Annotated in this window: 27 protein-coding genes; 16 read left to right on the top strand and 11 right to left on the bottom strand. The window is 71.6% G+C overall.

What is annotated here, in order from left to right; genetic code table 11:
• Positions 1-100 precede the first annotated feature (100 nt).
• The 3 genes from LVO85_RS14605 to LVO85_RS14595 all read left to right on the top strand — a co-directional run bounded on the left by LVO85_RS14605 (position 101) and on the right by LVO85_RS14595 (position 2,152).
• Entirely contained in the window at positions 101-751 is a 651-nt protein-coding gene (locus LVO85_RS14605) for a class F sortase (RefSeq protein ID WP_232748225.1), read from the top strand.
• A 140-nt stretch (positions 752-891) separates the two neighbouring features.
• Positions 892-1,809 carry an alpha/beta fold hydrolase gene (locus LVO85_RS14600; protein WP_232748224.1) on the top strand — a complete coding sequence of 306 codons (918 nt, stop codon included), beginning with the start codon at positions 892-894 and terminating at the stop codon, positions 1,807-1,809.
• A gap of 22 nt (positions 1,810-1,831) precedes the next feature.
• Positions 1,832-2,152 (top strand): tyrosine-type recombinase/integrase, encoded by a 321-nt coding sequence (locus tag LVO85_RS14595; protein ID WP_332875447.1) that lies wholly within the window; start codon positions 1,832-1,834, stop codon positions 2,150-2,152.
• On the opposite strand, the gene glnA is transcribed toward LVO85_RS14595, so the two are convergent.
• On the bottom strand, positions 2,137-3,561 hold the full coding sequence (glnA, locus tag LVO85_RS14590) for a type I glutamate--ammonia ligase (protein ID WP_232748223.1): 1,425 nt from the start codon (positions 3,559-3,561) through the stop codon (positions 2,137-2,139). The genes LVO85_RS14595 and glnA overlap by 16 nt on opposite strands.
• A 123-nt stretch (positions 3,562-3,684) precedes the next feature.
• Here glnA and LVO85_RS14585 point away from each other — a divergent pair, with 123 nt between their 5' ends.
• Positions 3,685-4,122, top strand: a complete 438-nt coding sequence (locus LVO85_RS14585) for an RDD family protein (protein WP_232748222.1) — start codon at positions 3,685-3,687, stop codon at positions 4,120-4,122.
• A gap of 294 nt (positions 4,123-4,416) precedes the next feature.
• Here LVO85_RS14585 and LVO85_RS14580 read toward each other — a convergent pair whose 3' ends face one another.
• The 3 genes from LVO85_RS14580 to lipB all read right to left on the bottom strand — a co-directional run bounded on the left by LVO85_RS14580 (position 4,417) and on the right by lipB (position 7,032).
• Entirely contained in the window at positions 4,417-5,214 is a 798-nt protein-coding gene (locus LVO85_RS14580) for a DUF4191 domain-containing protein (protein WP_232748221.1), read from the bottom strand.
• Positions 5,215-5,219: 5 nt separating this feature from the next.
• Positions 5,220-6,245 carry a lipoyl synthase gene (lipA, locus tag LVO85_RS14575; protein WP_232748220.1) on the bottom strand — a complete coding sequence of 342 codons (1,026 nt, stop codon included), beginning with the start codon at positions 6,243-6,245 and terminating at the stop codon, positions 5,220-5,222.
• A gap of 133 nt (positions 6,246-6,378) precedes the next feature.
• Complete coding sequence (gene lipB / locus LVO85_RS14570; RefSeq protein WP_232748219.1) at positions 6,379-7,032, bottom strand: lipoyl(octanoyl) transferase LipB; 654 nt, start codon at positions 7,030-7,032, stop codon at positions 6,379-6,381.
• Between the two features lie 42 nt (positions 7,033-7,074).
• Between lipB and LVO85_RS14565 the strand changes: the two genes are divergently transcribed.
• Entirely contained in the window at positions 7,075-8,160 is a 1,086-nt protein-coding gene (locus LVO85_RS14565; protein ID WP_232748218.1) for a Gfo/Idh/MocA family protein, read from the top strand.
• 100 nt (positions 8,161-8,260) lie between these two features.
• Complete coding sequence (locus LVO85_RS14560) at positions 8,261-9,847, top strand: serine/threonine-protein kinase (RefSeq protein ID WP_232748217.1); 1,587 nt, start codon at positions 8,261-8,263, stop codon at positions 9,845-9,847.
• An 81-nt stretch (positions 9,848-9,928) separates the two neighbouring features.
• Here the strand turns inward: LVO85_RS14560 and LVO85_RS14555 are convergent, their stop codons facing one another.
• The 3 genes from LVO85_RS14555 to lpdA form a co-directional block, all read right to left on the bottom strand.
• Positions 9,929-10,939: a TIGR01777 family oxidoreductase gene (locus LVO85_RS14555; protein WP_232748216.1), complete on the bottom strand. Its 1,011-nt coding sequence runs from the start codon at positions 10,937-10,939 to the stop codon at positions 9,929-9,931.
• A gap of 31 nt (positions 10,940-10,970) precedes the next feature.
• Positions 10,971-12,923: a 2-oxoglutarate dehydrogenase, E2 component, dihydrolipoamide succinyltransferase gene (gene sucB / locus LVO85_RS14550; RefSeq protein WP_232748215.1), complete on the bottom strand. Its 1,953-nt coding sequence runs from the start codon at positions 12,921-12,923 to the stop codon at positions 10,971-10,973.
• A gap of 76 nt (positions 12,924-12,999) precedes the next feature.
• On the bottom strand, positions 13,000-14,385 hold the full coding sequence (gene lpdA / locus LVO85_RS14545; protein ID WP_232748214.1) for a dihydrolipoyl dehydrogenase: 1,386 nt from the start codon (positions 14,383-14,385) through the stop codon (positions 13,000-13,002).
• Positions 14,386-14,534: 149 nt separating this feature from the next.
• Here lpdA and LVO85_RS14540 point away from each other — a divergent pair, with 149 nt between their 5' ends.
• Positions 14,535-14,810 (top strand): hypothetical protein, encoded by a 276-nt coding sequence (locus tag LVO85_RS14540; RefSeq protein ID WP_232748213.1) that lies wholly within the window; start codon positions 14,535-14,537, stop codon positions 14,808-14,810.
• A gap of 78 nt (positions 14,811-14,888) precedes the next feature.
• Positions 14,889-15,074, top strand: a complete 186-nt coding sequence (locus LVO85_RS14535) for a DUF5302 domain-containing protein (RefSeq protein WP_232748212.1) — start codon at positions 14,889-14,891, stop codon at positions 15,072-15,074.
• Positions 15,075-15,158: 84 nt separating this feature from the next.
• Here the strand turns inward: LVO85_RS14535 and LVO85_RS14530 are convergent, their stop codons facing one another.
• Entirely contained in the window at positions 15,159-16,700 is a 1,542-nt protein-coding gene (locus LVO85_RS14530) for a leucyl aminopeptidase (RefSeq protein WP_232748211.1), read from the bottom strand.
• Between the two features lie 136 nt (positions 16,701-16,836).
• Between LVO85_RS14530 and gcvT the strand changes: the two genes are divergently transcribed.
• Positions 16,837-17,946, top strand: a complete 1,110-nt coding sequence (gcvT, locus tag LVO85_RS14525) for a glycine cleavage system aminomethyltransferase GcvT (protein ID WP_232748210.1) — start codon at positions 16,837-16,839, stop codon at positions 17,944-17,946.
• Between the two features lie 11 nt (positions 17,947-17,957).
• On the opposite strand, the gene LVO85_RS14520 is transcribed toward gcvT, so the two are convergent.
• Entirely contained in the window at positions 17,958-18,518 is a 561-nt protein-coding gene (locus LVO85_RS14520) for a bifunctional adenosylcobinamide kinase/adenosylcobinamide-phosphate guanylyltransferase (RefSeq protein ID WP_232748209.1), read from the bottom strand.
• A gap of 87 nt (positions 18,519-18,605) precedes the next feature.
• On the opposite strand from LVO85_RS14520, the gene LVO85_RS14515 reads away from it, so the two are divergent.
• Positions 18,606-18,821, top strand: coding sequence for a hypothetical protein (locus tag LVO85_RS14515; protein WP_232748208.1), 216 nt, complete (start codon positions 18,606-18,608; stop codon positions 18,819-18,821).
• Between the two features lie 258 nt (positions 18,822-19,079).
• Here the strand turns inward: LVO85_RS14515 and LVO85_RS14510 are convergent, their stop codons facing one another.
• Positions 19,080-19,637, bottom strand: a complete 558-nt coding sequence (locus LVO85_RS14510) for a DUF3043 domain-containing protein (protein ID WP_232748207.1) — start codon at positions 19,635-19,637, stop codon at positions 19,080-19,082.
• Between the two features lie 166 nt (positions 19,638-19,803).
• Between LVO85_RS14510 and LVO85_RS14505 the strand changes: the two genes are divergently transcribed.
• Positions 19,804-21,123: a dipeptidase gene (locus LVO85_RS14505; RefSeq protein ID WP_232748232.1), complete on the top strand. Its 1,320-nt coding sequence runs from the start codon at positions 19,804-19,806 to the stop codon at positions 21,121-21,123.
• On the top strand, positions 21,120-22,136 hold the full coding sequence (locus LVO85_RS14500; protein ID WP_232748206.1) for a glutathione S-transferase family protein: 1,017 nt from the start codon (positions 21,120-21,122) through the stop codon (positions 22,134-22,136). The genes LVO85_RS14505 and LVO85_RS14500 overlap by 4 nt, the downstream gene beginning before the upstream one ends.
• Before the next feature lie 82 nt (positions 22,137-22,218).
• On the opposite strand, the gene LVO85_RS14495 is transcribed toward LVO85_RS14500, so the two are convergent.
• Entirely contained in the window at positions 22,219-22,656 is a 438-nt protein-coding gene (locus LVO85_RS14495) for a hypothetical protein (protein ID WP_232748205.1), read from the bottom strand.
• 344 nt (positions 22,657-23,000) lie between these two features.
• On the opposite strand from LVO85_RS14495, the gene trpS reads away from it, so the two are divergent.
• From trpS to LVO85_RS14475, 4 genes are all read left to right on the top strand, one after another.
• Complete coding sequence (trpS, locus tag LVO85_RS14490; RefSeq protein WP_232748204.1) at positions 23,001-24,161, top strand: tryptophan--tRNA ligase; 1,161 nt, start codon at positions 23,001-23,003, stop codon at positions 24,159-24,161.
• 12 nt (positions 24,162-24,173) lie between these two features.
• On the top strand, positions 24,174-25,286 hold the full coding sequence (locus tag LVO85_RS14485) for a glycerate kinase (protein ID WP_232748203.1): 1,113 nt from the start codon (positions 24,174-24,176) through the stop codon (positions 25,284-25,286).
• A gap of 82 nt (positions 25,287-25,368) precedes the next feature.
• Entirely contained in the window at positions 25,369-25,740 is a 372-nt protein-coding gene (locus LVO85_RS14480) for a HesB/IscA family protein (protein ID WP_232748202.1), read from the top strand.
• A gap of 87 nt (positions 25,741-25,827) precedes the next feature.
• Entirely contained in the window at positions 25,828-26,811 is a 984-nt protein-coding gene (locus LVO85_RS14475) for a carbohydrate kinase family protein (RefSeq protein WP_232748201.1), read from the top strand.
• Positions 26,812-26,815 lie beyond the last annotated feature (4 nt).

The raw sequence follows: 26,815 nt of genomic DNA, 5'->3' as shown, positions 1-26,815 counted from the left end.
CGTCCCGGACCCTGCGCCTATGAAGGCGCCAGGGGTCCAGGGCGGCGGCCCGTCCGGGAAGCACCGCACCCGTGGCGGTCACCGGCGTCTCCTGGCGCCCGTGACCGCCACGGTCCTGTTCGTCCTCGGCCTGAGCCTCATCGGGGTGGCCGCAGCGACTCAGCAACCACCACCCCCACAGGCGCCCTTGACGGCCGTAGCGCCCGACGCCTCGCCTGGGGACACCCGAGGCGGCGGCTCTTCGGAACCTGTGCTCAACCGCGACTCCGTGTCGGGCGAGGCCCGCACCTCCCGTGAGAGCGCCGCCGCTCCCGTCCGGCTGCGTGTGCCCTCCATCGATGTCGACACCACCCTGCTGCACCTGGGGCTGGACGCTGACGGAGTCCTCGAGGTGCCCGAGGACCCTGACCTGGTCGGGTGGTTCTCGTGGGGGACTGCCCCCGGTGACCTGGGCGCCGCCGTCATGGCCGGCCACGTCGACTCCCACGAAGGCCCGGCCGTGTTCTTCGACCTCACCGGCGTGCCCGAAGGCGCCGAGATACTCATCGACAGGCAGGACGGCACGACAGCCGTCTTCCGCGTCGACCGCGTAGCCCACTACCCCAAGGACGACCTCCCCACCGTGGAGATCTACGCCTCCACCGGGCGGGAACTACGGTTGATCACCTGCGGCGGCGAATGGGACGGCGGCACCGTGGGCTACCGCGACAACATCGTCGCCTACGCCACCCTGGTCGACAGCACCAACTAAGGGATGTGTTGCTTCCGGAGGCGTCTCCGTACGCCGAGTCGGGGGAGGTTCTTCACCAGCCTCGTCATGACGGCCGCGGCACGCGACGCAGAACGTGACGCGCCGCCAGGTCCTCTCAGGCCAGCCTGGAGGTCTCCGACGTGCAGTCGGTCGACGACGTCGGTGGGTTCGGCTTCGATGACCTCGACGCGTGCGCGTACCCGTTCCTGCGGAAACCGCACGCCGAGCCGAACCGACGGTCGTGGCAGAGGATCACGGCCCATAACATTCGACCCATGGTGTTGAATCACGTTCGGCGCGGCAGCGGCAGCCCTTTGTTGCTCATACACGGTCTTGGCGCGGGTTTGCAGTCGTGGACCCCGATCCTCGACCGACTGGCTGCCCGACGCGAGGTCATCGCGGTCGACCTGCCCGGCTTCGGCGAGACCCCACCGCTGACCGGCGAGGTCTCGGTCGCGACCCTGACCGACGCGGTCGCGGACTTCATCCACGAGCAGGGGCTCGGCACGGTCTCCACCGCCGGCCAGTCCATGGGCGGCCGGATAGTGCTCGAGCTCGCCCGCCGCGGGGTCGGCGGAGACACCGTCGCCCTGGACCCGGGCGGCTTCTGGAACGATCGCGAACTGGCCGTCTTCGGCGCCACGCTGCGGCCCTCCATCAAGCTCGTCAGGGCGCTGCACGCGGTGCTGCCCACGATGCTGGGCAATCCGGTCACGCGAACAGCACTACTCGCGCAGTTCTCCGCCCGGCCCTGGGCACTCTCCGCCGACACTGTGCTGCCGGACCTGCGCGGGCTGGCAGAGGCGCCGGCCACCGGCCCCGCCATGGACGCTTTGACGAAGGGGCCCAAGCAGGCAGGGGCCCCAGCCGGCACCCTGCCTGGTCGGGCCACCATCGGCTGGGGTCGCCGCGACCTGGTGACCCTGCCCCGACAGGCCTCGCGCGCCGAAGCGGCCTTCCCGGACGCGGTGTTGCACTGGTTCGAGCGGTGCGGACACTTTCCCCAGTGGGACGCACCAGATGACGCAGTCCGGCTCATCCTCGACAACACAGCCTGAGGCATGACGGGCCCGGCATCGTCTGCCCGGCACAGCGCGGGAGCACGTCCCGGGCCTGGACCCCCGGTTCCGGTTCCACGACCTGCGCCACTACTACGCCTCGCTGCTCATCTCCGAAGGGCTGGACGTCACGGTGGTACAGGCCCGGATGCGGCACGCCAACGCGACCACCACCCTCAACGTCTACGGCCACATGCTCCCAGCAAGGACGAGACCTCCCGAGCCGCCGTCGGCAGAGCCATGGCAGCCCGGGAGGTCTCTTGTGCACCGATTGTGCGCACATCCGGCTAGCCCTGCGCGTATGCCCAGGTCAAGCCGCTGTCCCGATCAGATGTCGAAGTAGAGCTCGAACTCGTGCGGGTGCGGGCGCAGGCGGATCGGGTCGATCTCGTTCTTGCGCTTGTAGTCGATCCAGGCCGCGATGAGGTCCTCGGTGAACACGTCGCCCTCGGTGAGGTAGGCGTGGTCGGCCTCGAGGGAGTCGAGGACGGCCGGTAGCGAGGCCGGCACCTGGTCGATGTTCTCCAGCTCGGCCGGGGGCAGCTCGTAGAGGTCCTTGTCCACCGGCTCCGGGGGCTCGATGCGGTTCTTGATGCCGTCCAGGCCCGCCATGAGCTGCGCCGCGAAGCACAGGTACGGGTTGGACGAGGGGTCAGGCACGCGGAACTCGACGCGCTTGGCCTTCGCCGACGCCCCAGTGATCGGGATGCGCACGCAGGCGGAGCGGTTGCGGGCCGAGTAGACCAGGTTGACCGGCGCCTCGAACCCGGGCACCAGGCGGTGGTAGGAGTTCATCGTCGGGTTGGTGAAGGCCAGCAGCGAGGGGGCGTGCTTGAGCAGGCCGCCGATGTACCACCGCGCCACGTCGGACAGGCCGCCGTAGCCGGACTCGTCGTAGAAGAGGGGCTCGCCGTCCTTCCACAGGGACTGGTGGGTGTGCATGCCGGAGCCGTTGTCGCCGAAGATCGGCTTGGGCATGAAGGTCGCGGTCTTGCCGCCGGCCCAGGCGGTGTTCTTGATGACGTACTTGAACTTCATCACGTCGTCGCCGGACTGCAGCAGGGTGTTGAACCTGTAGTTGATCTCCTGCTGGCCTGCGGTGCCGACCTCGTGGTGCGCACGCTCGACCTGCAGGCCGACCTCACCAAGGTTGGTGACCATCTGGTCGCGCAGGTCGGCCATGTGGTCGACCGGCGGCACGGGGAAGTAGCCGCCCTTGTAGCGGGTCTTGTAGCCACGGTTGCCGCCCTCCTCGGCGCGGCCGGTGTTCCAGGCCGCCTCCACGGAGTCGATGTGGTAGTAGCCGCCGCTGGCCGAGGTGGAGAACCGGACGTCGTCGAAGACGTAGAACTCCGCCTCAGCACCGAAGAACGCGGTGTCCGCGATCCCGGTGGAGCGCAGGTACTCCTCCGCGCGGGCTGCGATCTGACGCGGGTCACGCTCGTAGGGCTCGTCGGTGAAGGGGTCGACGATGGAGAAGTTCATGATGAGCGTCTTCTGCGTCCGGAAGGGGTCCAGGTATGCAGTGCGCGGGTCCGGGATGAGCTTCATGTCGGACTCGTGGATCGCCTGGAAGCCACGGATGGAGGACCCGTCGAACATCTGACCGGTGTCGAAGGCCTCCTGGTCGAAGGTGTCGGCCGGCACGTTGAAGTGCTGCATCACGCCGGGCAGGTCACAGAAACGCACATCGACGAACTTGACGTCCTCGTCCTTGATAAAGGCGAGCACCTCTTCTGCACTGCTGAACATCAATCCTCCTGAGAGTGGCAGTAGGGCCAGCGGGGTGGCCTCTCGCACCGAGCCTAGGCAGCGTCCGTTTCTCCACCATCACCCGGGTGTTTCGTCAGTGTTACGTGAGGCTACCCTCACCGTGTGAGCCAGGACACGTCATACCCCGGCGACCGTCTCGGCCTCCCGGACGGCGGCTCGGGCTCGGTCGCCACGTTCGGCAGACGGTTCGTCGCCGTGCTCATCGACTGGCTGCTCTGCCAGCTCATCGCCTTCGCCGTGTTCGGGGTCGAGTGGGGGGCGGGGGGCTGGGCGGCCTTCGTGCCGCTGGCCATCTTCGCCGTCGAGAACGTGCTGCTCGTGAGCACGGTGGGCACCACCATCGGGCACCGCGTGATGGGTCTGGCGGTGCACCGTCTGCGGCCCGCGGAGCTCTCGCCCCTGGCGGGCCCGCCCGGCTTCGCCGCTGGCACCATCCGCACGGTGCTGCTGTGCCTGGTGCTGCCCGCGCTCGTCCCGGACAACGACAACCGGGGTCTGCACGACAAGGCCGCCCGCACCGTCATCGTCCGCTCACGCTGACCCGCCGCCACTGTCGTGTGCCGACAGGACCCTGCTGGCCGGCCGAGCCTCCCCGCACGGGGGCCCTTCGTCGGCACTGCACAGCTGCCCCGGCATCGGGGGCAGCTGCCCCCGATGCCGGGGCAGAGGCGCAGCGTCGGGGAGAGGACCATCCAGGCATCGCCAGGCGGCGAACCCGGTGCAGCCGACGGGGTCAGATGACCGAGTGAGCCGGTGCGGAGGACCGGATCGCGGCTGACGGAGTCAGGGGACCGACTCGGTAGGTGGGGCCGAGGGTGATGTGTCCATGGTGGCTCAGCGGCCGCGCATGGCGCGACGGTCGACCCGGGCCTTGCGAGGGTCGACACCCGCGGGCATCGGGGGCTTGGTGTTGCCGATGGCCTTGAGCCGGCGCTGCACGGCGATGGCCTCGTCCTTGCTGATCTTCTTGTCCAGCTTCTTCATGCGGCGGGTGAGCTGCTGCAGCGGCACCTCGCCCTCGCCCTTGCCCACCCGCATGACATGCACCGGCACAGCCTCGCCGGTGGCGCGCAGGGTGCGTCGCTTCTCCGACTCGGACAGCCGCTGGGCAGGACCCTTCGGACCCTCGTTGATGAGCACCACCCCGGGCCGGCCGACCGCCCGGAAGACCATCGCAGCGTTGTGCAGGTCGCGCATGCCACGGGCCTTGCCGCCCATCTCGGCGGCGACGGGCTCCTGGTCGAAGAACCAGCCGCGGCGCAGCGAGCCGAGCACCGCCGCGGTCGCGCCGGGCTGGCCCTCGATCTGGGCGAAGGCTGCGTTCTCGGCGCGCCGGCTCAGCACGACCGTGGCGGCGAGGAAGGCGAGCGGCAGGCCGATGATCAGCACGTAGATGACCTGGTCGAGCCAGATGCCGATGACCAGGGCCAGCAGCAGGACGCCGAAGAACGCCAGGGCCATCCACCAGACCGAAGCAGGGTCCTGCTTGCGGGTCATGGTGTAGACCGACTTCATCTGCGCGAAGCGACCCGGCTTGTTGGGGTCCTTCGGCCGGCGACGCCCGAACCGCCGACGACCTCCCGTGCCGGGGGACGCTGCGGAGGAGCCGGATGTCGAAGTGCTGCGAGCCATGCCCGTCAGGATACGTTGGCGGCGGCGCGGGCCACCAATGACGCGGCCTCCTGCCGCGCCGGGGACTCGGCCTTCTCGGCCAGGTGCTGCAGGTGCGCGGGGATCGTCCGCCCGCTGCGCAGCATCGCCTGCGCCCAGAGCCGCCCTGCACGGTAGGAGCTGCGCACCAGCGGACCGGCCATGACGCCCTTGTAGCCGATCTCGGTGGCGCGGTCGCTCCAGTGCACGAACTCCTCGGGCTTCACCCAGCGCTCCACCGGGTGGTGCCGGGGGGAGGGGCGCAGGTACTGCGTGATCGTGAGCAGGTCCGTGCCGGCCTCGTGCAGGTCGCGCAGCGCCTGCTCGATCTCGTGGTCCTCCTCGCCCATGCCCAGGATGAGGTTGGACTTGGTCACCAGACCGGCGTCGCGGCCCATCGTGATGACGTCGAGGGAGCGCTCGTAGCGGAACGCCGGGCGGATGCGCTTGAAGATGCGCGGCACCGTCTCCACGTTGTGCGCGAACACCTCAGGCTGGGCGTCGATGACCTGGCCGACCAGCTCGGGCACGCCGTTGAAGTCGGGGATGAGGATCTCTACGCCGGTGCCCTCGCTGAGGGCGTGCACCTGGCGGATGGTCTCCGCATACAGCCACGCGCCGCCGTCGTCGAGGTCGTCGCGGGCCACCCCGGTGATCGTCGCGTAGCGCAGCTCCATCTCACGCACCGACTCGGCGACCCGGCGCGGCTCGTCGGCGTCGAAGTCGGCCGGCCTGCCGGTGTCGATCTGGCAGAAGTCACAGCGCCGCGTGCACTGCTCGCCGCCGATGAGGAAGGTCGCCTCGCGGTCCTCCCAGCACTCGAAGATGTTGGGACAGCCCGCCTCCTGACACACCGTGTGCAGGCCCTGACCCTTCACCAGGCCGTTGAGCGCGGTGTACTCCGGGCCCATCTTGGCGGTGGTGCGGATCCAGGACGGCTTGCGCTCGATCGGGGTCTCGCTGTTGCGGGCCTCGACCCGCAGCATGCGTCGTCCCTCGGGTGCGACGGTCACAGACAGCTCCTTGTCGGCAGTGCTCAGGGGTCGCGTGCGTCAACACGACGTCCGACCAGACTATGCCCCTTGTCGCGCCGACCCTCATCCGGTATGCGGTGGTGCCGCCTCTCCGGGTGAGGGCAGGCCGGTGTCACGCCACCGAGGGTGAGGGGCGCAGGGCGGGGATGAGGTCCACACGGCCGGTCACGAGCGGCAGCACCTCGGCGACCCTCACGTCACGGCCCAGCTCGACGGACAGCGACGTGACGCCGGCGTCGGCGATGCCGCACGGGACGATCGGGTCGGCCCAGCCCAGGTCGCAGTCGACGTTGAGGGCGAAGCCGTGCATCGTCACCTCCTGGCTGACGCGCACGCCGATCGCCCCGATCTTGCGGTCCGGGCCGCGCTCGTCGGCGCGCACCCAGACGCCGCTGCGTCCGTCCACCCGCTCAGTCTCCACGCCCACCTCGGCGCACACGGCCATCATCAGGTCCTCCAGGCGACGCACGTGTGCCACGACGTCCACGGGGGAGGGCAGCCGCACGATCGGGTAGCCCACGAGCTGGCCCGGACCGTGCCAGGTGATCTTGCCGCCCCGGTCGACGTCGACCACAGGGGTGCCGTCCATCGGGCGCTCGTGCTGCTCGGTGCGCTTGCCGGCCGTGTAGACCGCCGCGTGCTCCAGCAGGAGCACGGTGTCGGCAAGCTCGCCGGAGGCGACCTTGGCGTGCACCTCCCGCTGGTGGTCCCAGGCCTGCCGATAGTCCACGAAGTCGGGGTCGAACCCGAGCAGCTCCACGCGCATGTCTCCAGCCTACGGGCACCCTGGGCACCTAGCATCGGCCGTATGCCCTCGGACCCCGCTGCCCCCGCCCATGCCCTCCTCGTGGGCTACGGCTCCGCCGGGCGCGGGATCCACGGGCCGCTGCTGCAGCAGGCCGGCTTCGGGATCACCGGGGTGGTCACCGGCAACCCCGAGCGGGTCGCGCAGGTGGAGCAGGACCTGGCCGGCGCCACGGCATACCCCGACCTGGCGACGGCGCTGGAGGCCGTGGCGGCCGGCGCGCTGGCCGCGGACGTGGTCGTCGTCGCCACCGCCACCGGAGCGCACGTCGAGCAGGCACGCGCCGCCATCGAGGCCGGGCTGCCCGTCGTGGTGGACAAGCCGATCGCGCCGGACTCGGCGCAGGCGATGGAGCTGGTCGACGCGGCCCGCGACCAGGCGGCGCTCACCGTCTTCCAGAACCGTCGCTACGACCCCGACGTCCGCACCCTCGCCGCCCTGGTGGAGTCGGGCGAGCTGGGCGAGGTCGTGCGGGCGGAGATGCGCTGGGAACGCTGGCTCTCGGGTCCACACGACGGCTGGCGCGGACGTGAGAGCGCCGACCAGGGCGGTGGGGTGCTGCTCGACCTGCACGCGCACACCGTCGACGCGGTCGTGCAGCTCTTCGGCCCGGTGGAGATTGTGTATGCCGAGCTGGCGGCCCGGGGGACGGTGGCGGAGAGCGAGGCGTTCCTGTCGCTGACACACGGCTCCGGGGTGGTCAGCCACCTCGGCGTGACCGGGCTGTCGGCGGCGCCCGGCCCGCGGTGGCGGGTGATGGGGACGGCCGGGTCCTACCTCGTCGGTGGTGTCGAGGGAGAGCCGGGCGGGCTGCGCGAGCTCGACGACGAGGACGGCCACTGCGGCTGGCTCTACGACGGGCAGCAGCGGCGTCCCGTCGCCGCGGCCCCGCACGGACAGGTGGACTTCTACGTCGCGGTGCGGCAGGCGGTGGCGCTGGCCGAGCAGGGGGTGGCTGCGGTGCAGGCGGCGATGCCGGTCGACCCCGAGGACGCGGTGCACGTGCTTGCGGTGCTCGACGCCGCCCGCCACTGTGCGGACAACGGCCAGGTCGAGCGGGTCGTGACCCCGGGGGTCGGGCCGGCCTGAGCCTGCCTGTGGACAGATCCTGCAGCGGACGGCCGGGTCGCGGCAGGCTGAGGCCACTCAGCGGCTGACGGGGCCGCTGCCGAGGGCACAGGGGCTGCCGATGAAGCTGTGGGATGGCGTCGAGGGGCCGGTCGTGCCGGGATACTCCCTGCTGGAGCGGGTCGGCAGCGGCGCGAGCGGTGAGGTCTGGCGTGCCCGGCGCCGCGCCGACGACCTGCTGGTGGCGCTGAAGGTCGTCCGAGCCCGCGACGGCGACCTGGGCACGGCGCTGCGCGAGGCGGCCGTGCTGTCCCGGGTCCGGCACCAGCACCTGCTGCACCTCTACGACGTGGTGCCGCTGCCGGACCCGCAGGGACGGCCCGCCGGCCTGGGCCTGGCCGTGCAGTTCGCCGCCGGGGGCTCGCTGGCCCAGGTCCTGGCCGCCCGTCGCCTGCTGAGCCTCGGTGAGCTGGTGACCCTGCTCTCACCCGTCGCGGGTGCACTCGCCGACCTGCACCGCGTGGGGGTCGTGCACGGCGACGTCTCGCCCGGCAACGTGCTCTTCCTCTCCGACGGTATGCCGATGCTCGCCGACGTCGGGGTGTCCCGGCTCGTGGGGGAGCGCCTCGACGCCGTGCACGGCACCGACGGGATGGTGGCCCCGGAGGTCGTCGAGGGCTTCCCGCCGGGGCCGGAGGCCGACGTGTACGGCTTGGGGGCCCTGGCCTGGCTCTGCCTGAGCGGGGAGCAGCCGGGCTGGGTGGGCACCCGCGCCGACCTCGCCGACCTGGCACCGGAGCTGCCCGACGCCGCGCGCGACCTGGTGCAGCGGTGCCTGGCGCCCGAGCCGGAGGACCGGCCCGACGCCGAGGAGGTCGCGGTGGCTGTGCTCGCCCTCGCACCGCCGGAGCCCATCGAGGTGGCCCCGGACGCCGACCCCGGCCTGGGTCTGACCCGCCGCCTGCGCGCGGCGGCCCGGGCCGACGACGAGGCCGACGCCGTCGAGCAGGTCGGTCGCCGCAGCCACCTGCCGCGGCACCGGTCGGCTCGTGGCACGTCGGAGCACGGAGGCACCGGTCGGCGGCGACCCCTGTGGGCCGGTGCCGCGGTGCTGCTCGTGACGGTGGCGGTCGGCTGCCTGGGCGTCGCCGTCACCAGCTGGCCCTCAGGCGAGGCGCAGGACAGGGTGGCGCCGCTGGCGCCCGCGGCGCCGACAGCCCCGGCGGCCGAGGCATCGCCGGGGGCCGGGACGGGGTCTGCGTCGGCGTCCGCATCGACGTCGTCGGTGTCCGTCGAGCCCAGCGCACCTGGTGCCGGCGTGCTCGACCCCGTCGTGGACGACGAGCCCGACCCGGTGTCCCTCATGCAGGAGCTGGTGGACGCGCGGGCGCTGGCCTGGGAGTCCGGAGACCCGGGGCGCCTGCGGGCCGCGCTGGCCTCCGGCTCCCCGGCACTGGGCGCCGACACCGCCGACCTGGAGCTCGCGGCGGCGGAGCGGATCGACTACGCCGACGTGGGCTTCCGGGTCGTCTCGGCGGACACCCGAGGCGAGGAGGACGGCCGTCTGCGAGTCTCCGGCGTGGTCGAGCGGGCACCGCTGCAGATCAGCACGCGCGACGGCATACAGGAGACACCAGCGGTGGAGGAGGAGGTGACCTGGGAGCTGCGCCGGGCCGATGGCCGGTGGCGCATCTGGTCGTGGGGCTGAAAACCTGCTGACCGGCCCGCCAGGAGCACCCGGCCGGTGCGCACGTCCGGGTGCCGGTCCCCGTCGACTCCGGGTGCGGTCCTACTCGACCTCGGCGACGTCCTCGTGGGACCCCTCGGAGCCCTTCTCCGTCGTGCCGCGTCCGTCCTTGGCGTCCTTCTGCGCCTGCACGAGCCACTCCATGGCGGCGTCGAGGTCGGGGTGCTCCCAGGTGAAGCCTGCATCGCTCAGCACCGTCGGCAGGGCCCGCTGGCTGCCGAGGATCTCCCCGGCCATCTGTCCCAGGGCCAGGCGCAGGGCGATGGTCGGGGCCGGCAGCACGGTCGGGCGGTGCAGCTCCTCACCGAGGGCCTTGACCACCGTCGACTGCGACTCGGGTGTGGGCGCGGCGAGGTTGACCGCGCCGGTGATGTCGGGACGGTCGACGAGGAACATCAGGGCCCGCACCTCGTCACGCAGGGTGATCCAGGCCCAGAACTGCTTGCCCGAGCCCAGCGGTCCGGCCAGTCCCGCCTTGGCCAGCGGCATGAGACGAGCCATGGCGCCACCCTGCGGGGCGAGCACGATCCCGCTCCGGGCGTGCACCACCGGGGCTCCTGCCTGCTCCGCGTGCCACGTGGCGGCCTCCCAGTCGCGGACCACCTCGGCCAAAAACCCCTGACCCAGGCTCGACTCCTCGGTGAGCACGTCGGCACCTCGGTCGCCGTAGTAGCCCACCCCAGACGCGGAGACCAGGCGGACGCGGGAGCCGTGAGCGGCCACCGCCTCCGAGACCGCGGTCGTGCCGTCCACCCGCGACCGGAGGATCTCCCGTTTGCGCTCCTTGGTCCACCGCTGGTCTCCGATGCCTGCGCCGGCGAGGTGCACCACGGCGTCCACCCCGTCCAGCAGCAAAGGGTCGAGCCTGCGCTCGTCGGGCACCCACTCGGCCTCGGTGACCCCGGCCGGCAGGCCCTCGGCGCGCGGGGCGCGGCGCACCAGGTGCAGGACCTGGTCGCCGCGCTCCCGCAGCGCCTCGGACAGCGCCGAGCCGATCATCCCCGAAGCGCCCGTGATGGCCACGGTGCGCTGTGCCGCCGGTGATTCGCTCATGTGACGTGCGCTCCTAGGGATGGGGTGCGGCTCAGACCTCGAAGGTGGCTTCCTCGAGGCGCTCCTTCATGGTCCCGAGGAAGCGTGCCGCGTCGGCACCGTCGACCAGACGGTGGTCGTAGGTCAGGGCCAGGTAGACCATGGAGCGGATGGCGATCGTCTCGCCACCGTCCTCGTCCACGACGACCACCGGGCGGCGCACCACAGCGCCGGTGCCCAGGATGCCGACCTGAGGCTGGTTGAGGATCGGGGTGTCGAACAGCGCGCCCCGGCTGCCGGTGTTGGTCAGCGTGAACGTGCCGCCCCCGAGCTCGTCCGGGGTGATCTTGTTGGTCCTGGTGCGCTCGGCCAGGTCGGCGATCTTGCGGGCCAGCCCGGCGATGTTGAGGTCACCGGCGTCCTTGATCACCGGCACGAGCAGCCCTCGCTCGGTGTCGACGGCCACGCCCAGGTTCTCCTGCGCGTGGTAGACGACCTGGTCGCCGTCGACGCTGGCGTTGACGTTGGGGTGCTGCTTGAGCGCCTCGACGGCCGCCATCGCGAAGAACGGCATGAACGAGAGCTTCACGCCCTCGCGCTCGAAGAAGTCGTTCTTGTGCTTGCCCCGCAGCCGGGCCACCTTGGTGACGTCGACCTCGATCACCGTGGTCAGCTGGGCACTGGTCTGCAGCGACTCGACCATGCGCGTGGCGATGACCTTGCGCAGGCGCGACATCTTCTCGCTCTTGCCGCGCTTGGCAGCCACGTCGGGGGAGGCAGCCGGTGCCGATGCGGCGGGCTTCTCCTCCTTGGCGGGAGCGGCGGCGGGCTCGGGCTCCTTCGCGGCGGCCTCGGCCTTCTTGGCGGCGTCGATCACGTCCTGCTTGCGGATGCGACCGCCGACGCCGGTGCCCTCCAGCGAGGACAGGTCGACGTTGTGCTGCGCAGCCAGCTTGCGCACGAGCGGAGTCACGTAGGCGCTGACGTCCTTGCCGGTGTCGCCGGAGGGCTCGTCCTTCTTCTCGTCCTTGGGCTCCTGCTTGGGCTCGTCCTTGGGAGCCTGCTGCTTCGGCTCCTCCTTGGGCTTCTCCTGCTTCGGCTCCTTGTCCTTCGGCTCTTCGTCGCTCTCCTTGTCCTGGGAGCCGGGGGCCTCGGACTTCGCCGCAGCCTCCTCGCCGGCCTCGTCCTGCAGACGCTGCTCGGAGGCGAGGTCGTCCTCGTCCTCGTCGGCCTCGGGCTGCTCCTCCTGCTCCGGCTTCTCCTCGGACGCGGAGTCTCCCCCGGAGCCCCCGCCGGCCTCGCCGCCGATGACGCACAGGTCACCGCCGACCTCGACCACCTCGTCCTCGTCCACCAGGATCTTGCTCAGCACGCCCGCGACGGGGGAGGGGATCTCGGTGTCGACCTTGTCGGTCGAGACCTCCAGCAGGGGCTCGTCGACCTCGACCTCGTCACCCTCGGACTTCAGCCAGCGGGTCACGGTGCCCTCGGTCACCGACTCGCCCAGCGCCGGCATGGTCACGGTCTCACCGTCGCCCCCGCCCCCACCGGACGAACCGGAGGACTGCTTGCCACCGTCGGTGTCCTCGGAGACGGCCTCGTCGGCGGACTCCTCTGCCTGGTCGGCCTTCTCCTGCGGCGCGGCCTTCTCGGCCGGCTCCTCCTCGGCCTGGCCGGCCTCGTCGCTGCCACCCTCCTCGTCGTCACCCTCGTCTGCGTCGCCCGTGTCCGCGTCGTCCTCGCCGGAGGAGTCGCTCGGCTCGGCCTCGCCCTCACCGATCACGCAGAGGTCGCCCCCGACCTCGACGGTGTCGTCCTCGTCGGCCAGGATCTCCTGCAGGGTGCCCGCCACGGGGGAGGGGATCTCGGTGTCGACCTTGTCGGTCGAGACCTCCACCAGGGGCTCGTCCACCTCGACCTGGTCGCCCACGCTCTTCAGCCAGCGGGTGACCGTGCCCTCGGTGACGGACTCACCCAGGGCCGGCATGCTCACGCGTTCAGACATTCTCGACGTCTCCTCGTCCGGGGGTTGGCAGTCTAGTTGTGCGTCGGGTGAATTGTGCAGCGAGTCACAGCGGGACTCACGAGTGTGCGTGCAGCGGCTTGCCGGCCAGCGCCAGGTGCGCCTCGCCGAGGGCCTCGTTCTGCGTGGGGTGGGCATGGATGAGGCCCGCGACCTCGTCGGGCAGGGCCTCCCAGTTGTAGATGAGCTGGGCCTCCCCGACCTGCTCACCCATGCGGGCGCCGACCATGTGGACACCGACGACGGGGCCGTCCTCGACGCGCACCAGCTTGATGAAGCCGGCCGTGCCGAGGATCTGCGACTTGCCGTTGCCGCCCAGGTTGTACTCGTACGTCGAGACCGCCCCGTGCTTCTCGCGCGCCTGGGCCTCCGTCAGGCCCACCGAGGCGATCTCGGGGTCGCTGTAGGTCACCCGGGGGATGCCGGTCTCGTCGATGGGTGTCGGCTCCAGGCCGGCGATGTCCTCGGCCACGAAGATGCCCTGGGCGAAGCCGCGGTGCGCCAGCTGCAGGCCGGGCACGATGTCTCCCACGGCATACACCCCCGGCAGGTTGGTGCGCAGGCGCGCGTCGGTGGTGACGAACCCGCGGTCCATCGCGACACCGGCCTCGGCGAAGCCGGTGCCCTCGGTGCGGGGGCCGCGGCCCACCGCGACGAGCAGCAGGTCGGTCTCGATCGTGTCGCCGCCCTCGAGGGTGAGCGTGACCGTGTCGTCGCTCTGCGTGGCCCCCTCGAAACGGGCCCCGGTGCGGGCCCTGATGCCGCGCTTGCGGAAGGCACGCTCCAGCTGCTTGGACACGGCCTCGTCCTCGGCCGCGACCAGCCGCGGCAGCGCCTCGACCACGGTCACCTCGGAGCCGAACGAGCGGAAGATCGAGGCGAACTCGACCCCGATCACCCCTCCACCCAGCACCACCACGCGGTCGGGCACGCTGTCCAGGCTCATCGCCTGCTCACTGGTGACCACGCGGCCGCCGACCTCCAGGCCGGGCAGGGTGCGGGCGTACGAGCCGGTGGCCAGCACCACGTGACGACCGGTGACCGTGCGCTCGCCGACCTGCACGGTGGTGGCCGAGCTGAGGTGCCCCGTGCCCTCGACGTAGTCGATCTTCGCGGCCTTGACCAGGCCCTGCAGCCCCTTGTGCAGCCGGGAGACCACGCCGTCCTTGTAGGCGTGCACCTGCGCCATGTCGATCGCCTCGAAGGTCGCCCGCACGCCGAACTTCTCGCTCTCGCGGGACGCGTCGGCCACCTCGGCGGTGTGCAGCAGGGCCTTGGTGGGGATGCACCCGCGGTGCAGACAGGTGCCGCCGAGCTTGTCCTCCTCCACCAGCGCCACACTCAGGCCGAGCTCGGCCGCGCGCAGTGCGCAGGCGTAGCCGCCGCTGCCCCCTCCCAGGATGACGAGGTCGTAGGTCTGGTCGGACGGTGACTCTGACTGCATACGGAGCATCTTGTCATTGACGGCGGGTCTGTGGGGGAGAGGGTTTAACCTCGGTCGGTATGACGTGGTTGCAGCGATGGCGCCGGCGTGGCGCGAGTGCTCCTCCGGCCGGTCCCGGACGCCCCCCGGGCCGCACCGACGGCCCTGACATGACCGTCGACCTGGCCTCGGTGCGACGTCACGCCGAGGAGTTCGGCCGCACCCGTCGCGGGGTGGAGGGGTATGTCGAGCCGGCCACCAACATCAGCACCACCACCCTGGTGCTCGTCGCGCACGACGGCGAGTGGACCCGCCGCGCGGTGGGCACACCCCAGGCCGGCTTCCGGGTCTGCCGCGACCTGTCGATCCCGGTCTACGACGTCAACCAGACCGGCTACCCCTCGCGGATGAGGGAGTGGAGCCGGCGCCAGCGTGAGGGCAGCTGAGCGCACCGGTGCGAAAAGTGGTGGCACCCACCTCGGTGCGGTGAGAGGCTGACTGCACCGAACGAAGGAGGTGGTGCCATGACCGATCACGAGCGCCCGGAGGTGGCCGACGACGTCAAGCGGAAGTTCCGCGAGGCGTTGTCCAAGAAGCACGCTCACGGCGGCACCGACGTCTCGGACCACTCCGAGCACGGCAAGGTGGAGGGCGCCCGCTCGGCCAAGACCAGCGGCGCGCAGCAGATGTTCCGCCGCAAGAGCGGCTGACCACCCGCACCGGAAGCGCCACGGGGCGTGGCCGTCGGATCTCGCAGATCCTGACGGTCACGCCCCGTGTGCGTGTGGCCGTGCTCAGCCGGCGTAGCTGCGGGCCAGCTCGATGAGCGCACGCACCCCGGAGCCGGTGCCCCCCTTCGGGGTGTAGCCGTGCGGGGACTTGTCGTTGAAGGCCGGCCCGGCGATGTCCAGGTGCGCCCACGGCAGCGGGTCACCTGAGGAGTCCTTGCCCACGAACTCGCTCAGGAAGGTCGCGGCCACCATGGCCCCGGCTGCCCGCTCGCCAGTGTGCTTGAGGTCGGCGACGGGGGAGTCCATCGAGGGGCGGATCTCCTCGGTCAGCGGCAGCGGCCAAGCTGCCTCACCGGCAGCACCGGCACAGGCCTGGACACGGGCGGTGAGCTGCTCGTCGTTGCTCATGACGCCCAGCGTGCGCTCGCCCAGGGCGATGACGCACGCGCCGGTGAGCGTGGCGATGTCGACGATGGCGTCGGGCTGCTGCTCCGAGGCCAGGGCCAGGCCGTCGGCCATGACGAGACGGCCCTCGGCGTCGGTGTTGATGATCTCCACGGTGCGGCCCCCGCGCATGGTGACCACGTCACCGGGGCGCTGAGCCAGCTCGCCGGTCATGTTCTCGGCGAGGCACAGGTAGGCGGTGACCTGCACCGGGATCTCCTGCTCGGCGACGGCGAGCACCGCAGCCGCGACGGCGGCGGCCCCGGCCATGTCGAGCTTCATCGTCACCATCGACGCGGCGGGCTTGAGACACAGGCCACCGGAGTCGAAGGTGATGCCCTTGCCGACCAGCGCCAGGTGCGCCTTGGCGCGCGAGGGCGTATAGGTCATCGTGACCAGGCGCGGCCCGCGGCCCGAGCCCTGGCCGACCCCGAGGATGCCCCCGCAGCCCTCCTTGGCCAGCGTGTCGGGGTCCCAGACCTCGACCTTGACCTTGCTCTTGGCCGCCCGCTGCGTGACCGAGGTGGCGAACGACTCGGGGTAGAGCACGTTGGGCGGGGTGTTGACGAGGTCGCGGGCGTAGTGCACCGCGTCGGTGACCGACCGGACCCGCTCGGCGAGCGCCTTGGCCTCCCGCGAGCGCCCCTTCAGCCCGTGCACCACCACCTCGGCCAGCGGCGCCTTGGCCTTCTCCTGCTTGCCGACGCCGTGGAAGGTCTGGAACGCGTAGCTGCCGAGCAGCGCGCCCTCGGCGACGGCCGCGATGCCCTCGGGCTCGGTGGGGCCGAGCGCGAAGACGGCCGACTCCTTGCCGGCCAGGGCGCGGGCCGCCACACCGGCGGCGCGACGCAGGCGCTCGGTGTCGGCGGGGCGCTGGGAGCCGCGGCTCGAGGAGGGGCGCTTCCCGGTGCCGACGACGAGCACGAGCGGAGCGGTGACGCCGGCCACCCCGGCCAGCTTGACGACCTCGTCGGCGCCCCCCTCGGCGCCGACTCCTCGCAGCGCCTCCTGCACCGCGCCGGCGGCGGACCGGGCCAGCCCGTGCCCCTCGAGCAGCGCGGCGCCGTCACCGGAGGAGGTGCTGCCCAGCACCATGGCGTCGACCTTGGCCGAGGCGGGCTGGGAGTCGGAGAACGACAGGGGGGTCTGTGATCGAGCCATGAAGTGGTGTCCTCTTTTCGGGAGAGTGTCAGGTCTGCCCCGAGACTATCCGCGACCCACGACACACGCCGCCCGGCCTCCACAGGCCCGACGGGCCACCGGGCCCCTGTCCCAGGTGCGCACTACAGTCGGTGCCATGAGTGAGACCACGACGAAGACGTCGCCGCTGCACGACCGCCATCTCGCCCTCCAGGCCAAGATGGCCGACTTCGGCGGGTGGTCGATGCCGATCGAGTACCCGGGGGGAGGGGTCGTGCGCGAGCACGCCGCGGTGCGGGAGCGGGTGGGTGTCTTCGACGTGTCCCACCTCGGCAAGGCCGTGGTGCGCGGGCCAGGTGCCCGTGACTTCGTCAACGCCTGCCTCACCAACGACCTCGGGCGCATCAGCCCCGGCCAGGCGCAGTACACGATGTGCTGCGCGCAGGACGGGGGCGTCGTGGACGACCTCATCGCCTACCTCGTCTCGGACGAGGAGGTCTTCCTCATCCCCAACGCCGCCAACACCACCGGGGTGGTGCGGCTGCTCGAGGCCGCCGCTCCCGAGGGGGTCAGGGTCGAGGGTCTGCACGAGTCGTACGCCGTGCTGGCCGTCCAGGGGCCGCGCAGCGACGAGGTGCTCCAGGCGCTGGGGCTGCCCGTCGACCACGACTTCATGAGCTTCGTGGACGCCGAGTGGCAGGGCCGGCCGGTGCGGGTGTGCCGCACGGGGTACACCGGCGAGCGGGGCTACGAGCTCGTGCCGTCCTGGGACGACGCCGGTGCTGTGTGGGACGCACTCGTCGAGGCGGCCGGGCAGGAAGGCGGGCTCCCGTGCGGGCTGGGCGCCCGCGACACCCTGCGCACCGAGATGGGGTATGCGCTGCACGGTCAGGACCTCGGGCCGGACATCACGCCGGTCATGGCACGCACCGGATGGGCCGTGGGCTGGGACAAGCCCACCTTCTGGGGCAAGGAGGCCCTGCAGCAGCAGCGTGCGGCCAAGGACTCCCGGCTCTCACGCGGTCTGCTGGTCACCGGGCGGGGCATCCCGCGCCCCGGGTGTGCCGTGCTCGACAGCGAGGGCCAGGTCGTGGGCGAGGTGACGTCGGGCACCTTCTCGCCCACCCTGAAGCAGGGCATCGCGCTCGCGCTGCTGGAGCGGTCGGTCAGCGAGGGTGACGAGGTGGGGGTGGACGTGCGTGGCCGCAGCATCGCGGCCACGGTGACCAAGCCGCCGTTCGTCCAGGTCAACACCAAGAGCGGCTGACCGCGCAGCGGTCAGGGGGCCGGAGGCACGGTCGGGGCGTTGCTGAGGTCGATGACCCGGCCGGCCACGACGAGGTGCACCTTGTGGCTCGAACGGCTCAGTCGGGTGTTCACGTAGCCCAGGGAGTCACGCAGCAGGCGCTCCTTGGACGAGCGGCTGGGCAGGCCCCACCCGGTCTCCGGGCTGACGGCCACGACGTCGAAGGGCAGGTGACGCCAGGCGACGACGAGCTCGTCGACCCGCTCGACCAGCCGTTCGTGCGTGCGCACGGGACTGCCCCAGCCCTTGATGTCCTCGATGACGCCCTGCACCCAGCAGCCCAGGTCGTCGATGAGCACGGGGTGGCGCGAGCTGAGCATCGCGCGGGTCAGGTCATGCGTCTCCACGGTCTTCCAGCCCGCCGGCCGGTCGTCCTGGTGCTGACGGATCCAGTGGGCCAGGTCAGGGGCGTCCGTGGGTCCCGGGGTCGGTCCGGTGGCCACGAAGGTGACCTCCGGGTGTGCGGCCAGCAGCGACTCGGCATACCGAGACTTGCCGCTGCGCTCCGCTCCGAGGACCAGGGTTGTCGTCATGCGCGTCACTTCCGTTGTGTGCCCGAGACCTGATGGTGGTTGCAGGATAGTCGCTCCCCGGCCGTGCCCTTGTCCTACGCTGGCGGCATGGACACGGCATACTCCTGGACCTGCACCGACGCCCACGGGGAGCCGATGACCGACCCGGCGCTGGGTGGTCGGGGGTTCCCGGACCAGGCCGAGGCCGAGGCCTGGCTGACCGAGGAGTGGCAGACGCTGGCTGACGCCGGTGTCGCCGAGGTGACGCTGCGCTACGGCGACGAGGTCGTCTACGGGCCGATGAGCCTGGCCCCGCCCCCCTGAGCGTTGCGAGGGAGTTCCCGGCACGCCCACTCGCGTTGCGAGGGAGATTTGGTACGCCCACTCGTGGTGCTAGGGAGATTCCGCTGCAGTGAGCGCGTCCCCGTGACGTGTGAGCCCGAGCCGCCGGAGACTGGAGGGAACCGGGGTTCACCGGGCGCAAACTCCCTGGCAGAACAGTCGGACGGGATGCAAACTCCCTGGCAACGCGGTGGGGAGGGGCGCAAACTCCCTGGCAACGCGGTGGGGGGCGGCGCTGCGTCAGCGGCGGCGGAGCTCCGAGCCGCGCTGCACGGCCGGGCGCGGCACCCGCGACATGCGCATCTGGAAGGCCCGCAGCACGACGTAGGACGCCGAGCCCCGCGGCGGCTCCTCCCCGAAGACCTCGGTGGCCTTCGCCTTGGTGCGGCGCCACAGCAGCACCGAGTCGATGAGACCGAAGGCGATGAGGGCGTAGGCGGCGCCGAACATCGCCAGCTGCACGCCGGGGATGTTGACCAGCGAGCCGGCCAGGATGACCAGCATGACCGGCAGCAGGATCTCGCCGATGTTCCACCGACGGTCGACGGCGTCGCGCAGGAACCGCTTGTACGGCCCGCGGTCACGCTGGCCCAGGTACTTCTCGTCGCCCCGCAGCATCGCGTCGCGCGCCTTGGCCCGCTCGGCCTTGCGGCGGGCCTTCTCCTCGCGGCTCATGCTCTTGCTGTCCACCACGAGCGGGCGCCGGTTGGCCGCCTCCTGGTCCTTGCGCTTGGGCGTGGGCCGGCCCTTCTTGCCGGGGGCCTGGGTCTCGGTGGTCTGGACGACGGGCTCGCTCACGGGTTCACTCTCGGTCTGCTTGCGGGACGGCACCGCCCTACTGTATGCGGTACTCCTGGGTAGGGTTGGTGACGTGACACATACCGACGACGCCGTCCCGAGCCCGCACACCACCGACCTCGACCCCGACCGGCTGGCCGAGATCACCCGTCGGATCAGCGACCTGATGCCCGCCGTGCGCGAGGACCTGGAGTCGCTGACCCGCATCCCGTCGGTGTCGCGCGAGTCCTTCGACCAGCGCCATGTCGACGACAGCGCGCTGGCCGTGGCCGACCTGCTGCGCGCCGAAGGCATGGAGGTGCGCATCGTGCGTGAGGGCAGCCGCCCCGCGGTCATCGGCCACCTGCGCGGCCCGGAGGGTGCACCGACCGTCCTGCTCTACGCGCACCACGACGTCCAGCCCCCGGGCGACGACGCCGACTGGGACAGCCCGCCGTTCGAGCCCACCGAGCGCGACGGCCGCATCTTTGCGCGGGGCATCGCCGACGACAAGGCCGGCGTCATGGCGCACGTCGCCGCGCTGCGGGCCCATCACGGCCGGCCCCCGGTCGGGGTGACCGTGTTCGTGGAGGGGGAGGAGGAGATCGGGTCCGCGGGCCTGCCGCAGATCCTGGCGGCCCATCACGAGGCCCTGCAGTCCGACGCCATCGTGCTGGCGGACTCCATGAACTGGAAGGTGGGGGTGCCGGCCCTCACCACCACGCTGCGGGGCCTGGTGGGCGTGGTGGTCGAGGTGCGTGCGCTCGACCACGGCCTGCACTCGGGGCTGCACGGGGGGCCGGTGCCCGACGGGCTGACCGCCCTGTGCCGGCTGCTGGCCACGCTGCACGACGAGCAGGGTGACGTCGCGGTGCCCGGTCTGCTCAGCTCCGAGGCCGCCGACCTGGAGTTCACCGAGGACGACCTGCGCGCGGAGACCGGCCTGCCCGCAGGGGTGCACACCATCGGCACCGGCTCGCTGCTGTCGCGGATGTGGACCAAGCCGTCGATGACCGTCATCGGCATCGACGCCCCGTCGGTGGCCAAGGCAGCCAACCTGATGACCCCCGTCGGGCGCGCCAAGCTCTCCATGCGCATCCACCCCGACCAGGACCCGCGCACGGCATACGAGGCGCTGCGCGAGCACCTGCTGGCCCGTGCCCCCTGGGGGTGCGAGGTGGTCGTCGAGCTCGAGGACGAGGGCGCCGGCTTCATGGCCGGCAGCGACGGCATGGTGCAGCAGCAGGCACGCGCCGCGCTGGCCGACGCCTGGGGTGGTGTCGAGCCGGTCGAGATCGGCGTGGGCGGGTCGATCCCGTTCGTCGCCAGCTTCGCCGAGCAGTTCCCCGACGCGGCGATCCTGGTGACCGGCGTCGGTGACCCCAACACCCGCGCCCACGCACCCAACGAGAGCCTGGACGTCCGCGAGTTCGAGCGGGTGTGCCTGGCCGAGGCCGTGCTGCTGGAGCGGCTCGGCGCCATGACGACGGAAGGCGACCGACGATGAGCTCAGGCAGCTACGTGGAAGAGGACTTCGAGCGGGACACCCGCTACATCAACACGCGCATCACCGCCGACGGCACGCCCGACGGGTATGCCGTGGAGCCGGGCCGCTACCGGCTCGTGGTGGCGCGCGCCTGCCCGTGGGCGCACCGCACGACGATCGTGCGGCGTCTGCTGGGCCTGGAGGACGCCATCTCCATGGGCATCTGTGGCCCGGTGCACGACGCCGACAGCTGGACCTTCGACCTCGACCCCGGCGAGGTCGACCCCGTGCTCGGGGTCCCGCGGCTCAAGGACGCCTACGAGGCGCGACCCGACGGCTACCGGCCCGGGGTCACCGTGCCGGCCGTCGTGGAGATCGCCACCGGCCAGGTCGTCACCAACGACTTCCGCCAGATCACGGTGGACTTCTCCACCCAGTGGACCGCGCACCACCGTGACGGTGCTCCCGACCTCTACCCGGAGCACCTGCGCGCGGAGATCGAGGAGGTGGCCCAGCTCGTCTACGAGGACGTCAACAACGGGGTCTACCGGTGCGGCTTCGCCGGCAAGCAGGCCTCCTACGAGCGGGCCTACCACCAGCTGTTCGCCCGGCTGGACTGGCTCTCCGAGCGTCTCGCGACCCGGCGCTACCTCGTGGGCGACCACATCACCGAGGCCGACATCCGGCTCTTCACGACCCTGGTGCGCTTCGACGCCGTCTACCACGGCCACTTCAAGTGCAACCGCTCCACGCTGAGCGAGATGCCGGTGCTGTGGGCCTACGCCCGTGACCTCTTCCAGACCCCCGGCTTCGGCGACACCTGCGACTTCGACCAGATCAAGGCGCACTACTACGCCACGCACCTGGACATCAACCCGACCGGGGTGGTCCCGGCCGGGCCCGAGCTCGCCCCGTGGCTGAGCCCCCACGGCCGCGAGGGGCTGGGTGGTTCGCCCTTCGGCGACGGCACGGCACCCGGGCCGGTCTCCGAGGCCGAGCGGGTCACCGGTGCCAACCCGCTGCTCAACCGCTGACCGGACATGACGAAGGGCCGCTACCGGATCTCTCCGGTGGCGGCCCTTCGCTATGTCGGGTCAGCTGGCGAGGTCTGACGGGTCAGGGAACGCAGGACTCCGGCGCATCCTCGCAGGAGGCCTGGCCTTCCTGGGTGCCGCAGTCGGGGGGTGAGGCAAGACCCTGACCGGGCGTGCTGGTCTCGGGTCCGTCGCCGATCCTGTAGACCACGTCGATGAAGTTCGCGCTGTTCGCGGAGAAGTACCACCGCGTAGCCGTACACACCGTCGCCCCCGGGGCTATGACCAGGACTTCGGACTCAGTCGGACAGAGCGTCACACCAGAGTTGCTGACGAGGCGGAGCACCGTGACCGTGATCGGGTCCGAACCGGCTGGGCAGGTGTTCGTGAAGCAGACCGAGAGGTTGTAGCTGAAGTCGTTCTGACCCTGTCCAGGGCACTTGCAGCTGTCGCCGCTGAAGGCCACGTCCAAGCAGTCCGGCGGAGGGGACTGTGCGTAGGCAGGGGCTGCAGAAGCCACCGCCACAGCTGGCGCGGCCCAAGCCGCGCCCTTGACGAGAGTGCGCCGGCCTGGGCGAGGCGACGAGGATGGAGTGGTCACGGGTGGTCCCCCTGAGGGTGCGATGTGGAACAACGGAAGTCATCCTCGCGTGACATAACAGACCCGTCAAGCGATTCAGCGCCTTGTCGCAGGATGACGCGCCGAGATCCACTCTGATCTCGGCGACACGGAACGGCACGGACCCCTGCGCACTGTCCGACAGGCGCCATCGTAGCGGCTAAAGCGCGTCGGCGGTACGGCCGACCTGCAGCGATCATGCGAGGACGGGGGTCAGAGGAAGGAGCCAGTACTGTGGCGCCACTATGAGCACCAGCACCTCGTCATCGTCGCCGTTGTCCGTCCCTTCGCCGTCCGGCGCCGACGACAGCGCGGCCCAGGCTCTCGCCGACTCCTCGTCCGAGGCCTCGCTGCAGCGCACAGTGGCCCGCTCGGCGCAGATCGAGGCACAGATCGAGACCGACCCCGGGCGCTTCCGGGTGCTGACGGGAGACCGGCCGACCGGCAACCTGCACCTGGGCCACTACTTCGGGACGCTCGCCAACCGCGTGGTGCTGCAGCGCAAGGGGGTGGAGACCTTCCTGGTCGTCGCCGACTACCAGGTCATCACCGACCGTGACGCCGTGGGGGCCATCCGTGACCGGGTGCTCTCGCTCATCGCCGACTACCTGTCCGTGGGCCTGGACCCCGAGCGGACGACGATCTTCACGCACTCCTCCGTGCCGGCGCTCAACCAGCTGATGCTGCCCTTCCTGTCCCTGGTCACCGACTCCGAGCTGCGGCGCAACCCGACGGTCAAGGCGGAGTTCGAGGCCACCGGGGGCCGCCCGATGTCCGGCCTGCTGCTCACCTACCCCGTGCACCAGGCCGCCGACATCCTCTTCTGCAAGGCCAACCTCGTGCCCGTGGGCAAGGACCAGCTGCCGCACCTGGAGCAGGCCAGGGTCGTCGCCCGCCGCTTCGACGAGCGCTACGGGCGGGTGCACGCCGACCGCCCCGTCTTCCCGACCCCCGAGGCCCTGCTGTCCCAGGCCACCAACCTGCTGGGCACCGACGGCCAGAAGATGAGCAAGTCACGGGGCAACACCATCGAGCTGGGCATGGACGCCGACACCACGGCCAAGGTGCTCAGGAAGGCCGTCACCGACTCCGACCGCCACATCACCTACGACCCGGTGCGCCGCCCCGAGGTGTCCAACCTCGTGCTCCTCGCCGCGCTCGCCTCGGGTCGCGAGCCGCACGAGGTCGCCCAGGAGATCGGTGACGGCGGTGGTGGCGCCCTCAAGAAGGTCGTGACCGAGGCCGTCAACGAGCACTTCGCCCCCATCCGGGCGCGCCGTGCCGAGCTGGCCGCCGACCCGGCATACCTCCTGCAGGTGCTGGCCCAGGGCAACGCCCGTGCGAGCGCCGTCGCCGAGCAGACGCTCGACGAGGTGCGCCAGGCCATGCAGATGCAGTACGTCTGAGACGAGGCGCCGATGCGTGTCGTCGTCGTGTCCGACAGGTTCGGCCACCAGGTGGGTGCGGCGCTCGCCGCGACCCGGCTCAGCCAGGGGTGGCAGCGCCAGGCACCGCACGACCACGTCGAGGCCTGGGCGCTGTCCGACGGGGGCCCGGGGTTCGCCGACGCCGTCGCCGCCGTGCCCGGCAGCCGGGCCACGCCGGTCGTCGTCCACGGACCGGCCGGCGGGGAGGTGCCCGCACAGATCGTGACGCGTGAGCGCGACGGTGTGCGCACGGCATACCTGGACGCCGCCCACGCCGCCGGACGGCACCTGGTCGCCGAGAGCGCCCTGCTGCACCCCCAGACCCTGAGCAGCGCGGGGGTCGGTGAGCTGCTGCTCGCCGCCCGCGGCGCGGGGGCCGACCGGGTCGTGCTCGGGGTGGGCGACCTGGCCACCCACGACGGCGGGCGGGGCCTGCTCGTGGCCCTGGGCGCCGGTGAGGACCTGGCCGGCCTCGCCGACGTCCGCGCCGACTGGTCGGGCACGCGGCTGGTGCTCGCCGCCGCGACCGAGCTGCCGCTGACCGGCTTCCACGGCGCGAGCGCGACGCTCGGCACAGAGCACGGGCTGGACGTCGAGCTCACGCAGGAGCTCGAGCGCGGGATGGGGGCGCTCGTCGAGCTCGTCGACCGCCGTCTGCCGCCACCCAAGGACCTGCTCTCGGGTCTGCGGCGCAAGCCGGAGCGCGAGCCCGGCGCGGGCCTCGGCGGAGGGGTGGGGTATGCCGTGCAGCGGCTCGGCGCCCGCACCGAGCCCGGGGCGCGGCTCCTGCTGGACGAGCTGGGCGTCCGTGAGCGGCTCGCCGGTGCGCTGGTGGTGCTGGGCACCGACGTCTACGACTGGCACACCGTGCACGACGGCGTGGTGGCCGAGACGGCGAGCGCAGCCCTCGACGTGGCCGCGCCCTCCGTGGTGCTGGCCAGGGAGGTGATGGTCGGCCGGCGCGAGGGCATGGCCCTGGGGATCAGCGGCACCTACGCCGTGCGCGACGGTGAGGACCTGTCCGGCCTGGCAGCCCGGGTGGCGCGCACCTGGTCACCCGCCCCGACCCCGCCGCCGGCCGCACCCCCGCCGACCGAGGCGTAGGCTGGTGCCCGGCGGGAACAACCTCGGCGCGCTCAGGCGTTCCACCCGCAGCACCACCCCCGAGACGACAGGATTGCACCGCATGAGCGTTCAGGACACCCACACCACCCAGAGCAGCACCGACGCCGCCCACGGTGTGGTGCTGACCGACCTGGCTGCGGGCAAGGTCAAGAGCCTGCTCGAGCAGGAGGGCCGTGACGACCTCCGCCTGCGCGTGGGCGTGCAGCCCGGCGGCTGCTCCGGCCTGATCTACCAGCTCTACTTCGACGAGCGCACCCTCGACGGCGACCTGGTGCGTGACTTCGACGGTGTCGAGGTGGTCATCGACCGGATGAGTGCTCCCTACCTCGACGGCGCCACCATCGACTTCGCCGACACGATCGAGAAGCAGGGCTTCACCATCGACAACCCCAACGCGGGCAGCTCCTGCGCCTGCGGCGACTCCTTCAGCTGAGCCGGCCCCTCACGGGTCGACACCACGCCCGCCCCGCCGGTCCTGCGACCGGCCGGGCGGGCGTCGTCGTCGGATAGGTTTGCCGCCATGAAGTTCGCCGTCTGCGGGTCCATCGCGACCGACCACCTGATGACCTACCAGGGGCGGTTCGCCGAGTCGCTGGTGCCCGAGGAGCTGCACAAGATCTCCGTCTCCTTCCTGGTCGACGACCTGCAGGTGCGCCGCGGCGGGATCGCCGCCAACGTCTGCTTCGGCATGGCCAAGCTCGGCCACCGACCGCTGCTCGTCGGCGCGGTGGGGGAGGACTTCGCCTCCTACCGCTCCTGGCTGGAGCGGCACGGCGTCGTGTGCGAGCACGTGCTCGTCTCGGAGGTGCGGCACACCGCGCGCTTCATCGTCACCACCGACGAGGACATGGCACAGATCGCGAGCTTCTACTCCGGGGCGATGAGCGAGGCGCGCAACATCGAGCTGGGGCCGATCCTCGACAGCGTCGGCGGCCTGGACCTGGTGATGATCAGCCCTGACGACCCGCAGGCGATGCTGCGGCACAGCGAGGAGTGCCGCACCCGGCGGCTGCCGTTCGCCGCCGACCCCTCCCAGCAGCTCAACGTCATGGACGGCGCCTCCATCCGGCGGCTCGTCGACGGCGCGACCTACCTCGTCACCAACGACTACGAGGCCCACCTCACCGAGCGCAAGACCGGCTGGGACGCCGAGGAGATCCAGCGCCGCGTGCGCACCCGCGTCATCACCCGGGGCAAGGACGGCTGCAGTGTCTACAGCGCCGGCGCCGAGCCGGTCCACGTCGGCGCGGTCACCGACGTGCCCCGGGTCGACCCGACCGGGGTGGGCGACGGGTTCCGGGCGGGCTTCCTGTCCGGGCTGGCCTGGGGGCTGTGCCACGAGCGCTCGGCACAGGTCGGTGCCGTCATGGCGTCCTACGTGCTGGAGACCGTCGGCACGCAGGAGTACGACATGACCCGCGACGACGTCCTGGGCCGGCTGCGCCGCACCTACGGCGAGGAGGCCGCTGCGGAGATCGAGCCTCATCTCGGGCACGACCGCTGAGCCG

It is taken from the genome of Ornithinimicrobium sediminis (genome assembly GCF_021272345.1).
Taxonomy (GTDB): domain Bacteria; phylum Actinomycetota; class Actinomycetes; order Actinomycetales; family Dermatophilaceae; genus Ornithinicoccus; species Ornithinicoccus sediminis_B.
Note: the sequence above shows the minus strand (reverse complement) of the source record. Positions and strands in the feature narration are given on the sequence as shown.

Coding starts and splice junctions, on each gene's coding strand:
- glnA (WP_232748223.1), bottom strand. CDS start 3,561: ATGTTCAGCAGTGCAGAAGAGGTGCTCGCCTTTATCAAGGACGAGGAC.
- LVO85_RS14580 (WP_232748221.1), bottom strand. CDS start 5,214: ATGGCTCGCAGCACTTCGACATCCGGCTCCTCCGCAGCGTCCCCCGGC.
- lipB (WP_232748219.1), bottom strand. CDS start 7,032: ATGCGCGTGGAGCTGCTCGGGTTCGACCCCGACTTCGTGGACTATCGG.
- LVO85_RS14565 (WP_232748218.1), top strand. CDS start 7,075: ATGCCCTCGGACCCCGCTGCCCCCGCCCATGCCCTCCTCGTGGGCTAC.
- LVO85_RS14560 (WP_232748217.1), top strand. CDS start 8,261: ATGAAGCTGTGGGATGGCGTCGAGGGGCCGGTCGTGCCGGGATACTCC.
- LVO85_RS14555 (WP_232748216.1), bottom strand. CDS start 10,939: ATGAGCGAATCACCGGCGGCACAGCGCACCGTGGCCATCACGGGCGCT.
- sucB (WP_232748215.1), bottom strand. CDS start 12,923: ATGTCTGAACGCGTGAGCATGCCGGCCCTGGGTGAGTCCGTCACCGAG.
- lpdA (WP_232748214.1), bottom strand. CDS start 14,385: ATGCAGTCAGAGTCACCGTCCGACCAGACCTACGACCTCGTCATCCTG.
- LVO85_RS14540 (WP_232748213.1), top strand. CDS start 14,535: ATGACCGTCGACCTGGCCTCGGTGCGACGTCACGCCGAGGAGTTCGGC.
- LVO85_RS14535 (WP_232748212.1), top strand. CDS start 14,889: ATGACCGATCACGAGCGCCCGGAGGTGGCCGACGACGTCAAGCGGAAG.
- LVO85_RS14530 (WP_232748211.1), bottom strand. CDS start 16,700: ATGGCTCGATCACAGACCCCCCTGTCGTTCTCCGACTCCCAGCCCGCC.
- gcvT (WP_232748210.1), top strand. CDS start 16,837: ATGAGTGAGACCACGACGAAGACGTCGCCGCTGCACGACCGCCATCTC.
- LVO85_RS14520 (WP_232748209.1), bottom strand. CDS start 18,518: ATGACGACAACCCTGGTCCTCGGAGCGGAGCGCAGCGGCAAGTCTCGG.
- LVO85_RS14515 (WP_232748208.1), top strand. CDS start 18,606: ATGGACACGGCATACTCCTGGACCTGCACCGACGCCCACGGGGAGCCG.
- LVO85_RS14505 (WP_232748232.1), top strand. CDS start 19,804: ATGCCCGCCGTGCGCGAGGACCTGGAGTCGCTGACCCGCATCCCGTCG.
- LVO85_RS14500 (WP_232748206.1), top strand. CDS start 21,120: ATGAGCTCAGGCAGCTACGTGGAAGAGGACTTCGAGCGGGACACCCGC.
- trpS (WP_232748204.1), top strand. CDS start 23,001: ATGAGCACCAGCACCTCGTCATCGTCGCCGTTGTCCGTCCCTTCGCCG.
- LVO85_RS14485 (WP_232748203.1), top strand. CDS start 24,174: ATGCGTGTCGTCGTCGTGTCCGACAGGTTCGGCCACCAGGTGGGTGCG.
- LVO85_RS14480 (WP_232748202.1), top strand. CDS start 25,369: ATGAGCGTTCAGGACACCCACACCACCCAGAGCAGCACCGACGCCGCC.
- LVO85_RS14475 (WP_232748201.1), top strand. CDS start 25,828: ATGAAGTTCGCCGTCTGCGGGTCCATCGCGACCGACCACCTGATGACC.